This window comes from Variovorax sp. J31P179, assembly GCF_030316985.1.
Taxonomy (GTDB): Bacteria; Pseudomonadota; Gammaproteobacteria; order Burkholderiales; family Burkholderiaceae_C; genus Variovorax; species Variovorax ginsengisoli_B.
In genome coordinates this window covers 545,888-559,109 of sequence record NZ_JASZYL010000004.1, presented here as the reverse complement: position 1 = coordinate 559,109, position 13,222 = coordinate 545,888, and the positions used below count along the sequence as shown (strand labels likewise).

Below are 13,222 nucleotides of genomic sequence, written 5' to 3'. Positions count from 1 at the left end.
GAGTCCCAGCCGACATGTCCACATCGTCCACCTCCGGCTCTCGTTCCTACCGCGCCGCGCGCGATGCCCGCGCGGCCCTCAGCCGGGCTTCGCGGCGCGCCATCATGACCGCCGCGGTGGCGCTCGGCGCCACCTTCATGCTCAACGCCCAGGCCGCCGCGGCGCCCGCGGTCGGCCAGCCGGCACCCGATTTCGTCGCCGTCGACACCGCCGGCACCTCGCACCGCCTGTCGGATTTCGCCGGCAAGTTCGTGGTCCTCGAATGGACCAACCCGGGCTGCCCCTTCGTCGGCAAGCACTACGGCAGCGGCAACATGCCCGCCACCCAGAAGGCCGCCACCGCCAAGGGCGTGGTCTGGCTGTCCATCAACTCGACCGAGCGCGGCCACGGCGACTACCTGAAACCGGAGGCGCTGGCCGCCTGGATGAAGGCGCAATCGGGCGCCCCCACCGCGCTGCTGATGGACGAGGACGGCGTCATCGGCCGCACCTACGGCGCGCGCACCACGCCCCACATCTTCATCGTCGACCCCAAGGGGACCCTGGTCTATGCCGGGGGCATCGACAGCATTCCCTCGGCCCGCACCGAAGACATCAAGACCGCCACCAACTACGTCAACCAGGCCTTGGGCGAGGCCTTCGGAGGCAAGGCGATCAGCGCCGCCGCGACCCGCCCCTACGGCTGCTCGATCAAGTACAAGACCTGAGCCCGCGGGCCGGCCCGGCCCCCGCCCGGACTCCCCTGCGACAATCGGGGGATGCCTTTCGCCCCCCTGAAGAACGACACCTTCCTGCGCGCCTGCTGGCGCCAGGCCACCGACCACACGCCGGTCTGGTTGATGCGCCAAGCCGGACGCTACCTGCCCGAGTACCTGGCGACCCGGTCCAAGGCCGGCAGCTTCATGGGCCTGGCCACCAACGTCGACTACGCAACCGAGGTCACGCTGCAGCCGCTCGAGCGCTTTCCGCTCGATGCCGCGATCCTTTTTTCCGACATCCTGACGGTGCCCGACGCAATGGGGCTGGGCCTCTCTTTCGAGGCCGGCGAAGGCCCGCGCTTTGCGCGGCCGGTGCGCGACGAGGCCGGCATCGGGGCCCTGGCCGTCCCCGACATGGACAAGCTGCGCTACGTCTTCGACGCCGTCGCCTCGATCCGCCGCGCGCTCGACGGCCGGGTGCCGCTGATCGGTTTCTCGGGCAGCCCCTGGACCTTGGCCTGCTACATGGTCGAAGGCGCGGGATCGAGCGACTACCGGCAGGTCAAGACGCTGCTCTACAGCCGCCCCGACCTGATGCACCGGCTGCTCGCGGTCAATGCCGATGCCGTGGCCGCCTACCTCAACGCCCAGATCGACGCCGGCGCCCAGGCCGTGATGGTGTTCGACAGCTGGGGCGGCGTGCTGGCCGACGGCGCCTTCCAGGCCTTCAGCCTGGCCTACACGCAGCGCGTGCTGTCGCAGCTGCGCCGTGACGGCGCCGACGGCCGGCCGGTGCCGCGGATCGTGTTCACCAAGGGCGGCGGGCTCTGGCTCGAGGACATGCAGCCGCTGGCCTGCGAGGTGCTGGGCCTGGACTGGACCGTGAGCCTCGGGCAGGCCCGCGCGCGGGTCGGCGAAGGGCCCGGCGGCAAGGCGCTGCAGGGCAACATCGACCCCAACGTCCTGTTCGCGCAGCCGCGCCAGATCGAGGAAGAAGTGGCCAAGGTGCTGAACAGCTTCGGCCGCCCGCACAGCGATCCCGACAGCACCGGCCCGACCCACATCTTCAACCTCGGCCACGGCATCAGCCAGTTCACGCCGCCCGAGCATGTCGCGGCCCTGGTGGCGGCGGTGCATGCGCAGTCGCGGATGCTTCGTGCTTGAGCGTTTTGTTATGACTTGTAAGTACCTGAGAACGGCTGTCCGGCATTTGTCAAGCGCCAAAAGCGTAAGGAGGGACTGACTTATGCACAAAACGGCTGTTGCGGTGCGCAAAATCCGCCGAGCCGCGATCTGGCCTGCTCCTAAAGCGATAGCGAAGCTAAGTCATTGATTCATATAGGGTTTGAACTTTGCTTTTTTTCCGGGCATTCCAGCCGGAGCCTTGATTCTCAAGGGTTCGCGCGGTGTCGAGCCCTGATATCAACAAAGTTATCCACAGAAACTCTGGATGTCCCGCAAAGCACTGGAAAATCAACGACTTATGCTGTTTTGCTCAACTTCGCTTTAACAAACGTGCCTAGCCGGAAGCTGCCTTGAATTGGTGCATCGACGTCGCCGTACAAACTCCGGCGCACAGTGCACTAGGGGATGTACTTAGCTACAAAAGCCCTGTGGCTGTGGCGCCGGGGGCACTGGTGCGGGTGTCGCTGGGCCGCCGCGAGGTGCTGGGCGTGGCCTGGGCGGTGCGCAGCGCCGACGAGGACCCGGGCTCGGAGATCGAACTCAAGCCGGTGACCGGCGTGCTCGACGCGCTGCCGCCGCTCGGCGACGGCTGGCGCGACCTGGTCGCCTTCGCCGCCCGCTACTACCAGCGCTCGCTCGGCGAAATCGCGCTGGCCGCCCTGCCGCCGCAGCTGCGCGACCTGAGCGCGGTCCAGCTGGAGCGGCGACTCAAGCGCCAGGCGCCGCCGGCGGCGGCCGCCGGCGGCGGCGAAGCGGCCGCCGCCGTGGTGGCCCTCACGCCCGAGCAGACCGAGGCACTGGCCCGCTTCGAGGCCGAGCCCGGCCCCTTCCTGCTGTTCGGCAGCACCGGCAGCGGCAAGACCGAGGTCTACCTGCGCAGCGTGGCGACGCTGCTGGCCCGCGAGCCGGCGGCGCAGGCGCTGGTGATGGTGCCGGAGATCAACCTGACGCCGCAGCTCGAGGCGCGTTTCAAGGCGCGCTTCGGCGCCGACGCGGTGGTCTCCCTGCACAGCGGCATGACCAATCCCCAGCGGCTGGCGAGCTGGCTGGCGGCGCACGGCGGCGCGGCGCGCATCGTGCTCGGCACCCGGATGGCGGTGTTCGCCTCGATGCCGGCCCTGCGCCTGATCGTGGTCGACGAGGAGCACGACCCCAGCTACAAGCAGCAGGAGGGGGCGCGCTACTCGGCCCGCGACCTGGCGGTCTGGCGCGGCCGCCGCGAAGGCGCCAAGGTGATCCTCGGCTCGGCCACGCCCTCGCTCGAAAGCTGGCACCGCAGCCGGCCGGCCGAGGGCGAGGATGCCGGCGGCAGCTACCGGCGGCTGGCGATGCCCTCGCGGGTCGGCGCCGGCGCGCTGCCCGCGGTCCGGCTGGTCGACATGAACCTGCAGCCGCCCAAAACCGTGCTGTCGGGCGCGCTGCTCGACGCCATCGGCCAGCGGATCGCGCGCGGCGAACAGAGCATGGTGTTCCTGAACCGGCGCGGCTACGCGCCGGTGCTGGCCTGCGGCGACTGCGGCTGGAAGAGCGAATGCCCGCACTGCAGCGCCTTCCGGGTCTTCCACAAGATCGACCGCACGCTGCGCTGCCACCACTGCGGCTTCACCGAGCGCGTGCCGCGCGCCTGCCCGGCCTGCGGCAACCCGGACATCGCCCCGGTCGGCCGGGGCACCGAACGGCTCGAGGAGCATCTCGGCGAGCTGTTCGCGCCGGTCCGGCGCCCCGACGGCAGCGCGGTGCGCATCGCCCGCATCGATGCCGACAGCACGCGCAAGCAGGGGGCGCTCGAATCGCAGCTGGCGGCGGTCCATGCCGGTGAGGTCGACGTCCTGGTGGGGACGCAGATGATCGCCAAGGGCCACGACTTCCGCCGCATCACGCTGGTGTCGGCGATCAACCCGGACGGCGCGCTGTTCTCCAGCGATTTTCGGGCGCCCGAGCGGCTGTTCGGCCTGCTGATGCAGTCGGCCGGCCGGGCCGGCCGCGACGCCGCCTATCTGACGGCGCAGCAAAGCAGCGCCGAGATGTGGATCCAGACCCATCATCCGCAGCATCCGCTGTTCGCGGCGCTGCGTCGCCATGACTATGCGGCCTTCGCCCAAGGCGAACTGGCGGACCGCGCCGCCGCCGGCATGCCGCCCTTCGCCTTCCAGGCCCTGCTGCGCGCCGACGCCCGCAGCCAGGAGGCCGCGCAGGCCTTCCTGAACGCCGCCAGTGAGGCCGCCGAGGCCCTGCCCGGCGCCGACCGGGTCACGCGCTATCCGGCGGTGCCGTTGACGATCCAGCGGGTGGCGAACGTGGAGCGGGCGCAGATGCTGATCGAGAGCGGCTCACGGGCCGCCTTGCAGAAGCTGCTGGCCGGGTGGCAGCCGCTGCTGCACGGGCTGCGCAGGCAACCTGAGGGGAAGGGCGTCATCCGCTGGCTCGTGGACGTGGATCCGCAGAGTATCTGAGACCTTGCGGGACAGACCAAGAAACTGCGCAGCAGTTTTTGCTCTGTCCTCGATCCGAGAACTTTGCGGGACAGACCAAGAAACCGCGCAGCGGTTTTTGCTCTGTCCCCAACTGGCTAGGTCTCTGTCCCCAGACTAGAAGAATCAGAGCAACCCGACCGGCTCCTTCCCCATCTCCACATACTGCAGACCCGATCGGCGGCGTCTGACCGCCCCCGGCAGGGCGAACATCAGCAGGCTCAGCAACGCCGCCGCCAAGGCGGCACCGGTTCCGAGCGAACCGCCGAACCAAAGCCAGCCGACAGCGGCCAGCCACACCATCCACAGCACCGTGCGCGTCCAAGTCGTCATGCCACTCTCCCGATCCATGCGCCCACTGTAGCAGCGCTAAGGAATACCTAAGCATTAGTCAAACGGAATACTTCACACTATCTGCTTCTGCGAAGCCCCGTTGTAGGAAATACTCTGCAACAACAGTTGACGAAGCGCCGACGCGCTGTCCAAGCTATGGTCGCAGCGGGACCTACTGCGGGGTCTTGCGAAAGGGTCACTTCGTGAAGACGCTATCAGGGACTTTGTGGGGCCTTGTACTGGCTGGCCTGACCGCCGGCGCGCCAGCGGCGGATCTGGAGCTCGAGGGCAACCGCCTGCTGGTCAGCGGGACGCTCGACGGCAGCGCGGTGAAGGATTTCGAAACCCAACTGGCCGGCGGCCAGGTTCGCACCGTGGTGTTCGAGAACGCCTTGGGCGGCTCCGCCGAGGTGGCCGGCGACTACGCCCGCGCGATCCAGGCGGCAGGCGTCAATACCGAGGTCAAGGGCCAGTGCCAGGCCGCCTGCGCCTATGCCTTCCTGGCGGGCAAGGAGCACCGCTTCGGACACGGCTTCCAGGTCCACGCACTGCTGATCCCGGTGGTCGGACGCCCGCAGCCCGCCGAACTCGTCACCCGCTGGCGCGGCGACGAGGCCCAGCACACGCTGGCCGAGTTCACGACCCCGGCCGGCGGGACCGCCGCCCACAGTGCGCCCGATCCGGCGGCCGCGCCGACGAGCGCGCCCGAGGACGGCGCCAAGGACCGGTGGCAGCCCAACCAGGGCGTGCTGTTCACCTCCTCGCCGACGCTGTTCGGGCGGGTCCGCAACACCTTCTATTGCGACGGCACGCAGGGGCGCGACCTCTCACGCTGCGAGCTGCTGCCCGACGCCGATCCCTACAAGCTCGGCGTGCTCACGCCCTGACCCAGCCAGCCGGCCGCCAGCGGAAAGCTGAAGAACGCGGCCACGGTGGTCCACAGGATGATGCGGGCGATGCGCCCGTCGTCGGCGCCGAAGCGCTCGGCCAGCATCGAGACATTGCTGGCGCTGGGCAGTGCGGCCGCCAGCACCATCGCGACCAGCGCCGGCCCGCCGAGCGGCACGCCGAGCGCCCGCACGCCATGCGCCAGGGCCCACACCAGCAGCGGATGCGCCAGCAGCTTGATCGCGACCACGGGCAGCACGTCCGCCAGCGCCGCCTGGGCCGGCGGCTGCGAGCGGCCGGCCGCACTGCCCAGGGCCTGCGCGACCGCCGCGCTGGCCCGGTGCTCGCGCGCCAGCACCGCCGACCGGGCCAGGACCGCGCCGATCGTGAACAGGGCCACCGGCGAGGCCGCCTCGGCCAGCATCGCGACCGTGCGCTCGATCGGGCCCGGGAACGTGAAGCGGGTCGCCGACGCCAGCACGCCCAGCAGGATCGACCAGGGCATCGGGTTCTGGAAGATGCCGCGCAGCGCCTGCCGCAGGGCCTTGGCGGCGCCATGCCCGTCGGCGCCATCGAGCCGCGACAGCGCGATGCACAGCGACGAGGTGACCACCATGTCGAAGGCCATCGTGATGATCGTGGTCGATGCCGCCTGGGCGCCGAGGATCGCCACCAGCAGCGGCACGCCCATGAAGCCGGTGTTCGGAAAAGCGGCCACCAGGGCCCCGAAGGCCGCATCGTTCCAGCCGATGCGCCCATTGCGGCTGAGCGCGACCGTGGCGCCGACCACGATCAGCGCGCTCAGGCACCAGACCAGCGCCACGCCGCCGTCCAGCAACTGGCCGATCGGTGCACGGGCGCCGAAGCGAAACAACATGCAGGGCAGCGCGAAATAGAGCACGAAGGCGTTCAGCCCCGGAATCGCCGCCAGCGGCAGCAGGCCGCCGCGGGCCGCGGCATAGCCGGCGGCTATCAAGGCGAAGAAGGGAACGGTGACGAGGAAGATCTGCAGCACGCGGCGATTGTCCATGCGCGGCGCGCCTACCACAGTCGGGCGGCCCGGGCGGCCAAGAGGCCCCCGTATCATTCCCGGTTCCCGCCTCCGAACTCCCCATGTCTTCCGGTCTCAATCTCGCGCAACAAGAAGCCGTCAACTACATGCACGGCCCCTGCCTGGTCCTTGCGGGCGCGGGCTCGGGCAAGACCCGCGTGATCACGCACAAGATCGCGCGCCTGATCCAGGCCGGCCTCGAACCCAAGCGGATCGCCGCCATCACCTTCACCAACAAGGCCGCCTCCGAGATGCGCGAACGCGCCAAGGGGCTGATCGGGCGCGATGCCAAGCAGGTGGTGGTCTGCACCTTCCACGCTTTAGGCGTGCGCATGATGCGCGAAGACGGCGCGGTGCTGGGCCTGAAGCCGGCCTTCAGCATCCTGGACAGCGACGACGTCACCAAGATCCTCAAGGACGCCGGCGGCACCACCGATGCCGCCACCGCGCGGATCTGGCAGTGGACCATCAGCAAGTGGAAGAACATGGGCCTCAACGCGGCCCAGGCCGAGGCCCAGGCGGCCGACGACAACGAGCGCATCACGGCCCGCATCATGGCGCGCTACGAAGAACGGCTGGCGGCCTACCAGAGCGTCGACTTCGACGACCTGATCGGCATGCCGCTGAAGCTGCTGCAGCAGCACGACGAAGTGCGGGCCAAGTGGCAGGCGGCGCTCGGCCACGTGCTGGTCGACGAATACCAGGACACCAACGCGACCCAGTACGAGGTGCTGAAGGCGCTGGTCGGCGAGCGCGGACGCTTCACCGCGGTCGGCGACGACGACCAGTCGATCTACGGCTGGCGCGGCGCCACGCTCGACAACCTCAAGAAGCTGCCGGTCGACTACCCGAACCTCAAGGTCGTCAAGCTGGAGCAGAACTACCGCAGCACCAGCGCGATCCTGCGCGCCGCCAACAACGTGATCGGCCCGAATCCCAAGCTGTTCCCGAAGACGCTGTTCAGCGAACTCGGCGAGGGCGAGCCGGTGCGCATCGTCGATGCCGACAGCGAGGCCCACGAGGCCGAGCGCACCGTGGCGCGGATCCAGAGCCTGCGCGCCGGCGACGCCACCACGCAAGGCCCGCAGCACAAGGAGTTCCGCGACTTCGCGATCCTCTACCGCGCCAACCACCAGGCGCGGGTGTTCGAGCAGGCGCTGCGCAAGGCGCAGATCCCCTACAAGGTGTCGGGCGGCCAGAGCTTCTTCGACCGGGCCGAGATCAAGGACCTGTGCGGCTGGTTCCGGCTGTGGGTCAACAACGACGACGACCCGGCCTTCCTGCGCGCCGTGACCACGCCCAAGCGCGGCATCGGCCACACCACGCTGGCCGCGCTCGGCACCTTCGCGAGCCAGTACAAGCTGAGCCTGTTCGAGGCCCTGTTCAGCCCCTCGCTGCCGAGCGTGATGCCCAAGCGGGCGCAAGAGGGCCTGCATGAATTCGGCCGCTACATCAACGATCTCGAGTACCGGGCCCGCCGCACCATGGGCGCCGAGGACGCGCGCGCCTTCCTGGCCGAATGGCTCAAGGAGATCGACTACGAGAAGCATCTCTACGACGGCGAGGACAGCGAGCAGGCCGCGGCCAGCCGATGGACCAACGTGATGGAGTTCTGCGACTGGATGTCGCAGCGCTGCGGCGGCACCATCGACGACGCCTCCGGCGCCACGGTCGAGAGCGAGCGCAAGAGCCTGCTCGAAGTCGCGCAGACGATCTCGCTGCTGTCGACCATCAGCGAGCGCGAGCAGGACCAGAACGTGGTCACGCTGTCGACGCTGCACGCCTCCAAGGGCCTCGAATGGCCGCACGTGATGCTGGTCGGCGTGACCGAGGGCCTGCTGCCCTTCAAGCTGGACGACGACGGCGGCCGGCAGGAAAAGATCAGCGACGACACGCTGACGCGGCTGCAGGAAGAGCGCCGGCTGATGTACGTGGGCATCACGCGGGCCCAGCGCAGCCTCGCGGTGAGCTGGACCAAGCGACGCAAGAAGGGCCGCGAGATGGTCGCCGCCCAGCCGAGCCGCTTCATCGCCGAGATGGCGCTCGACAAGAAGACCGCCAAGGAAGACCCGCGCGAGAAGCTCAAGGCGCTGCGCGCCGAATTCGCGCGCAAGGTGCAGGACAACGCCGCCGCCGCCGCCGCGGCGGCCGCCTCGGCGCCATGAAGGGCTTGCGCAGGGCCTGGCTGGCCGCGGCCTGCATCGCCTTCGCCACCTTCGCCGCCGGCGCCGCGGCGCAAGGCGGCCCCGCGGCCTGCCCCGCCAGCGCCTCCGAGCTGCCGCTCCAGGCGCTGTTCGGCGATTGGGAAGCGCGCATCGACGGCACCCAGGGCGTGGCAAAAGTCAAGCTCAACCAACATCCCGACTACGCCGGGGTGCGCGGCACAATCACGCGGGACGGCGACGGTGCGCCCGCCAAGGTGTCGCAGCTGGCTGGCGACATCGACGACGACGGCATGCTGAGCCTCGACGAATCGCTGGACGGCCACGCCATCAGTGGCGTCTGGCTCGGCGCGCTGCAGCCGGGGTCGTGCGGTCGGGAGTTCAAGGGCGTCTGGCGCGACGCCGCGAACGACAGCACGCATCCGTTCGTCCTGAACAAGATTGGCAATTCGGCAACTGATCGATGAATCAACGCACCCTTCTATTCACCGCTCTTTTCACCGGCCTCGGCGCCACCGGCGCCCTGGCCCAGGCGGTGGACAAGCCGCCGAGTCCTCTGGCCGAATCCGAACTGACCTGGCAACAGTGCCAGCGCCTCGCCGGCAGCGGCAACAACGAGGCGCGGCTCGCCTGCTTCGACCGCTGGGCCCAGCAGCAGACCCTGCCCGCGGCCGCGGTGCCGACGGCGCCGTCGGTGCTGGTCGAGACGATGCCGCCGGTGGACGCCACCGTGCCGGCCACGCGGGTGGTCACGATCACGACCGAGGACGGCTGCCGCGACCGCCAATACTCGCTGCTGTCGCGCTTCTGGGAGCTGGAGGCCGGCAGCAGCTGCGGCACGCTGGGCTTCCGCGGCTACCGACCGCTCAGCGTCGGCCTCGGCGTGGCCGCACGGGAGCCCGAAACGGCGACCTCGCCGGCGCCCAACCACACCGGTGTCGACCGGCCCTACCAGGCGCAGGACATGCGCATCGGCCTGTCGCTGCGCACCAAGCTCGCGCAGGGGCTGCTCACCGGCGACGATCCGGTCAAGAAGGACGGCCTCTGGTTCGCCTACTCGCAGCTCTCGACCTGGCAGGTGTTCAACGAAGATCTGTCGCGCCCGTTCCGCACCACCGACCACGAGCCCGAGGTGATGTACAGCTACCCGCTCGACTACAAGCTGCCGGGCGGCTGGCGGCTGCGCTACACCGGCGTGGGGCTGGTGCACCAGTCGAACGGCCAGGACCTGCCCTATTCGCGCAGCTGGAACCGGGTCTACCTGATGGGCGGCGCCGAGCTCGGCGACCAGTTCACGATCACCGGCCGGATCTGGTCGCGCGTCTCCGAGAACGCCGCCAACGACGACAACCCCGACATCACCAAGTACCTGGGCAACGCCGACATCCGGCTCACCTGGCAGATCGACCGCTTGAACCAGGTCGTGGCCTATGCGCATGGCGGCAAGGGCGCGGTGAAGCTCGAATGGCTGAAGGTCATCGGCGACCCGGTGAGGAGCAACCTGCGCCTGCAGACCCAGCTCTTCTACGGCTACGGCGACACCCTGGTCGACTACAACCGCAAGCGCACGGTGTTCACCATCGGGCTGGCGCTGGTCGACTTCTGAGCGCCCGCGAGGCTCAGGCCGGCGCCGGGCCGCCCCAAGGCGGCCTGCGGCCCCCTCGGGGGGCAGCGACCCACACGCAGTGGGGGAGCGTGGGGGCTCTTCAGTGCGGCACCTCGGCCGCCGCGCTTGAGGCGGCGCGGCCCGGGCTGCGGATCAGCAGCAGCAGCGGGATCGCGGCCAGCGTGACCGCCATCATGATGCCGAAGTCGGACAGGTAGCCGATCAGCACGCCCTGGCGCGTGACCTCGCCGTTCAGCATCGCGAGGCCGGCCGGGCTGGACGGGTTCAACAGCTGGGGCAGTCCGGCGAGGCCGTGGTTGCCCGGCCCCACCGTGGCGGCGAGCGTCGCATGGGCCCGACCCGAGTTTTCGGTCAAGAGGGCCTGCACGATCGAGATCCCGACGCTGCTGCCGATGTTGCGCAACAGGCTGAAGACCGGCGTGCCCTGGTTGCGCAGCCGCGGCGCCAGGGTCGCGAAGGCCGCGGTCGACAGCGGCACGAAGGTGAAGCCGATGCCCAGGCCCTGGATGAAGCCCGAGACGATGATCAGCGAGCTGTCCATCTCGAGCGTCAGGCGCGTCATCTGCCAGAGCGAGAACGCGGTCAGGCCGAAGCCCACGGCCATGATGGCGCGGACGTCGACCCGCTGCACCAGCCGGCCGACCACGATCATCGCGATCATGGTGCCGATGCCGCGCGGCGCGGTCACGGCCCCGGTGTAGACCACCGGGTAGCCCATCAGCCCCTGCAGGAAGCTCGGTAGCAGCGCCATCGTGCCGTACAGGATCATGCCGACGATGAAGGCGAACAGCAGGCCGGTGACGAAGTTGCGGTCCTTGAGCAGGTCGCGGTTGAAGAAGGACACGCCCTGCACGGTCCAGGTGTGGACCACAAAGAAGGCGAAGGCGATCAGCGCCGCCGCGGCCTCCAGCCGGATCTCCCAGGAATCGAACCAGTCGAGCTGCTCGCCGCGGTCGAGGAACAGCTGCAGCATGCCGATCGCGAGGCTCAGCGTGACGAAGCCGAAGATGTCGAGCCGCTCGCCCTGCGGCCGGCTCTCGGGCAGGAAGCGCATGATGCCCCAGAGCGCGAAGATGCCCACCGGCAGGTTGATGAAGAAGACCCAGCGCCAGTCGAAGTTCTCGGTCAGCCAGCCGCCCAGCAGCGGCCCGAGGATCGGCCCGACCATGATCCCGGCGCCCCAGATCGCCATCGCCTGGCCGACCTTCTCGCGCGGATTGATGTCGAGCAGCACGGCCTGCGACAGCGGCACCAGCGCGGCGCCGAACACCCCCTGCAGCAGCCGGGCGGCGACGATCTCGACCAGCGAGTTCGCCAGCCCGCAGAGCGCCGAGGCGATCGTGAAGCCGATCACCGAGACCATGAAGACCTTGCGCCGTCCCCAGTGGCCGCACAGCCAGCCGGTCAACGGCAGCGCGATCGCCGAGGCCACGATGTAGGAGGTCAGGACCCAGGTGATCTGGTCCTGCGAGGCTTGCAGGCTGCCCTGCATGTGGGGCAGCGCGACGTTGGCGATGGTGGTGTCCAGCGCCTGCATGATGGTGGCGAGCATGATCGACACCGTGATCAGCCCGCGATGGGCGACGCCCGGAGCGGGGTTCATCGCAGCTCCTCGGTCTGCAGCGACAGCAGGCCCTCGCGGGCCTTGGCGAGCAGGGCGACCAGCTGGGCCCGTTCGGCCGGCGTGAACTGCGCCAGCGCGCGCGCCTGCAGGCCGTCGCTGAGGCCGAGCGCGGTGTCGAGCGCCTGTTCAGCGCTGGCCGCCGCGCGGACCAGGCGCACGCGCCGGTCGCTCGGGCTGTCCTGGCGATGGATCCAGCCGGCCGCCTCGAGCCGGTCGCACAGGCTGCCGACCGCCATGGCGCTCAGGTCCAGCCGCTGCGCCAGCTCGACCTGCGACATCGGCGCCTCGTCGCCATGCATCGCCAGCGCGCCGAGCACCCGGCACTGGGCCCGCGACAGGCCGATGCGTTCGCGCGCCAGCCGGTCGAACTGCTCGCCGTAGAGCTTGGCGACATCGTTCACGAGGAAGCCGAAGCGCTGGCTGAAGTCTCTTTTCATAAGGGGACTTATTATAAATAGGCTTAGCAGTTCGTGCAGCCCGTCCAGCGCGACAATCCGGCGATGACCTCCTCCCTGCCCACTCTCTCGCTGCTCGAAACCCGCGTCCTCGGCGTGCTGGCCGAGAAGCAGCGCACCGTGCCCGACAGCTATCCGCTGACGCTCAACGCGCTGGTCGCGGGCTGCAACCAGAAGACCAGCCGCAATCCGATCCTGGAGGTGACGGACGCCGAGGCCACGGCGGCGCTGGACAGCCTGCGGGGCTACAGCCTGGTGTCGGAGAGCAGCGGCGGGCGGACCTTCCGCTATGCCCACAACATCGACGGCGTGCTGCGGATTCCTTCGCAGTCGATCATCCTGCTGACCGTGCTGATGCTGCGCGGGCCGCAGACCGCGGGCGAACTGCGCATCGCCTGCGACCGGATGCACAACTTCGCCGACATCTCGGCGGTGGAAGGCTTCCTCGACGAGATGGCGGAACGCCCGGCCGGCGCGCTGGTCGTGAAGCTGGCGCGGCTGCCCGGGGCGCGCGAGAGCCGCTGGGCGCACCTGCTGAGCGGGACGCCGGCGGAAGATGCGGCGAGTCCGTCGGCTGTCGCGGGTGGCAGCACCGATGTGTCGCTCGGCGAGGTGGCGGCGCTGAAGGCCAACGTGGCGCGGCTCGAGGCCGAGGTCGCGGGACTGAAGGCGCTGGTCGCGCGCATCTGCTCGGAGCTCGGCATCGACGGCTGAGGTGGCGGGGGCGC

Annotated in this window: 12 protein-coding genes; 8 read left to right on the top strand and 4 right to left on the bottom strand. The window is 69.6% G+C overall.

Features of this window, described 5'->3' with window-relative positions; all coding sequences use genetic code 11:
• Positions 1-14 precede the first annotated feature (14 nt).
• The 3 genes from QTI17_RS13760 to priA all read left to right on the top strand — a co-directional run bounded on the left by QTI17_RS13760 (position 15) and on the right by priA (position 4,336).
• On the top strand, positions 15-707 hold the full coding sequence (locus QTI17_RS13760) for a redoxin domain-containing protein (protein WP_286533777.1): 693 nt from the start codon (positions 15-17) through the stop codon (positions 705-707).
• A gap of 51 nt (positions 708-758) precedes the next feature.
• Entirely contained in the window at positions 759-1,862 is a 1,104-nt protein-coding gene (gene hemE, locus QTI17_RS13755; protein WP_286533776.1) for a uroporphyrinogen decarboxylase, read from the top strand.
• A gap of 371 nt (positions 1,863-2,233) precedes the next feature.
• Positions 2,234-4,336, top strand: a complete 2,103-nt coding sequence (priA, locus tag QTI17_RS13750) for a replication restart helicase PriA (RefSeq protein ID WP_286533774.1) — start codon at positions 2,234-2,236, stop codon at positions 4,334-4,336.
• Positions 4,337-4,480: 144 nt separating this feature from the next.
• Here the strand turns inward: priA and QTI17_RS13745 are convergent, their stop codons facing one another.
• Positions 4,481-4,687 (bottom strand): hypothetical protein, encoded by a 207-nt coding sequence (locus QTI17_RS13745; RefSeq protein ID WP_286533772.1) that lies wholly within the window; start codon positions 4,685-4,687, stop codon positions 4,481-4,483.
• A 203-nt stretch (positions 4,688-4,890) separates the two neighbouring features.
• Here QTI17_RS13745 and QTI17_RS13740 point away from each other — a divergent pair, with 203 nt between their 5' ends.
• Entirely contained in the window at positions 4,891-5,574 is a 684-nt protein-coding gene (locus QTI17_RS13740; RefSeq protein ID WP_286533771.1) for a hypothetical protein, read from the top strand.
• Here the strand turns inward: QTI17_RS13740 and QTI17_RS13735 are convergent.
• Positions 5,547-6,605 (bottom strand): AEC family transporter, encoded by a 1,059-nt coding sequence (locus tag QTI17_RS13735; RefSeq protein ID WP_478141857.1) that lies wholly within the window; start codon positions 6,603-6,605, stop codon positions 5,547-5,549. The genes QTI17_RS13740 and QTI17_RS13735 overlap by 28 nt on opposite strands.
• A gap of 83 nt (positions 6,606-6,688) precedes the next feature.
• On the opposite strand from QTI17_RS13735, the gene QTI17_RS13730 reads away from it, so the two are divergent.
• From QTI17_RS13730 to QTI17_RS13720, 3 genes are read left to right on the top strand one after another with little or no spacing between them, the layout of a single operon-like run.
• The gene (locus tag QTI17_RS13730; protein WP_286533769.1) at positions 6,689-8,791 is read left to right on the top strand and encodes an ATP-dependent helicase; all 2,103 of its coding nucleotides are present in this window, start codon (positions 6,689-6,691) and stop codon (positions 8,789-8,791) included.
• Positions 8,788-9,255: a hypothetical protein gene (locus QTI17_RS13725; RefSeq protein ID WP_286533767.1), complete on the top strand. Its 468-nt coding sequence runs from the start codon at positions 8,788-8,790 to the stop codon at positions 9,253-9,255. Before QTI17_RS13730 ends, QTI17_RS13725 begins: the two co-directional genes overlap by 4 nt.
• Positions 9,252-10,394, top strand: coding sequence for a phospholipase A (locus QTI17_RS13720; RefSeq protein ID WP_286533765.1), 1,143 nt, complete (start codon positions 9,252-9,254; stop codon positions 10,392-10,394). Before QTI17_RS13725 ends, QTI17_RS13720 begins: the two co-directional genes overlap by 4 nt.
• Positions 10,395-10,494: 100 nt before the next feature.
• On the opposite strand, the gene QTI17_RS13715 is transcribed toward QTI17_RS13720, so the two are convergent.
• Together QTI17_RS13715 and QTI17_RS13710 are read right to left on the bottom strand one after the other, a co-directional pair.
• Positions 10,495-12,018 carry a DHA2 family efflux MFS transporter permease subunit gene (locus tag QTI17_RS13715; RefSeq protein WP_286533764.1) on the bottom strand — a complete coding sequence of 508 codons (1,524 nt, stop codon included), beginning with the start codon at positions 12,016-12,018 and terminating at the stop codon, positions 10,495-10,497.
• Complete coding sequence (locus tag QTI17_RS13710; protein ID WP_286533762.1) at positions 12,015-12,476, bottom strand: MarR family winged helix-turn-helix transcriptional regulator; 462 nt, start codon at positions 12,474-12,476, stop codon at positions 12,015-12,017. The genes QTI17_RS13715 and QTI17_RS13710 overlap by 4 nt, the downstream gene beginning before the upstream one ends.
• 63 nt (positions 12,477-12,539) lie before the next feature.
• Between QTI17_RS13710 and QTI17_RS13705 the strand changes: the two genes are divergently transcribed.
• Positions 12,540-13,208, top strand: a complete 669-nt coding sequence (locus QTI17_RS13705) for a YceH family protein (protein WP_286533760.1) — start codon at positions 12,540-12,542, stop codon at positions 13,206-13,208.
• Positions 13,209-13,222: the final 14 nt, after the last annotated feature.

Bases quoted from the DNA above. Each gene is read 5' to 3' on its own strand.
- QTI17_RS13730 (WP_286533769.1), top strand. From the start codon at position 6,689: ATGTCTTCCGGTCTCAATCTCGCGCAACAAGAAGCCGTCAACTACATG.
- QTI17_RS13760 (WP_286533777.1), top strand. From the start codon at position 15: ATGTCCACATCGTCCACCTCCGGCTCTCGTTCCTACCGCGCCGCGCGC.
- QTI17_RS13720 (WP_286533765.1), top strand. From the start codon at position 9,252: ATGAATCAACGCACCCTTCTATTCACCGCTCTTTTCACCGGCCTCGGC.
- QTI17_RS13725 (WP_286533767.1), top strand. From the start codon at position 8,788: ATGAAGGGCTTGCGCAGGGCCTGGCTGGCCGCGGCCTGCATCGCCTTC.
- QTI17_RS13735 (WP_478141857.1), bottom strand. From the start codon at position 6,605: ATGGACAATCGCCGCGTGCTGCAGATCTTCCTCGTCACCGTTCCCTTC.
- QTI17_RS13745 (WP_286533772.1), bottom strand. From the start codon at position 4,687: ATGACGACTTGGACGCGCACGGTGCTGTGGATGGTGTGGCTGGCCGCT.
- hemE (WP_286533776.1), top strand. From the start codon at position 759: ATGCCTTTCGCCCCCCTGAAGAACGACACCTTCCTGCGCGCCTGCTGG.
- QTI17_RS13705 (WP_286533760.1), top strand. From the start codon at position 12,540: ATGACCTCCTCCCTGCCCACTCTCTCGCTGCTCGAAACCCGCGTCCTC.
- QTI17_RS13715 (WP_286533764.1), bottom strand. From the start codon at position 12,018: ATGAACCCCGCTCCGGGCGTCGCCCATCGCGGGCTGATCACGGTGTCG.
- QTI17_RS13710 (WP_286533762.1), bottom strand. From the start codon at position 12,476: ATGAAAAGAGACTTCAGCCAGCGCTTCGGCTTCCTCGTGAACGATGTC.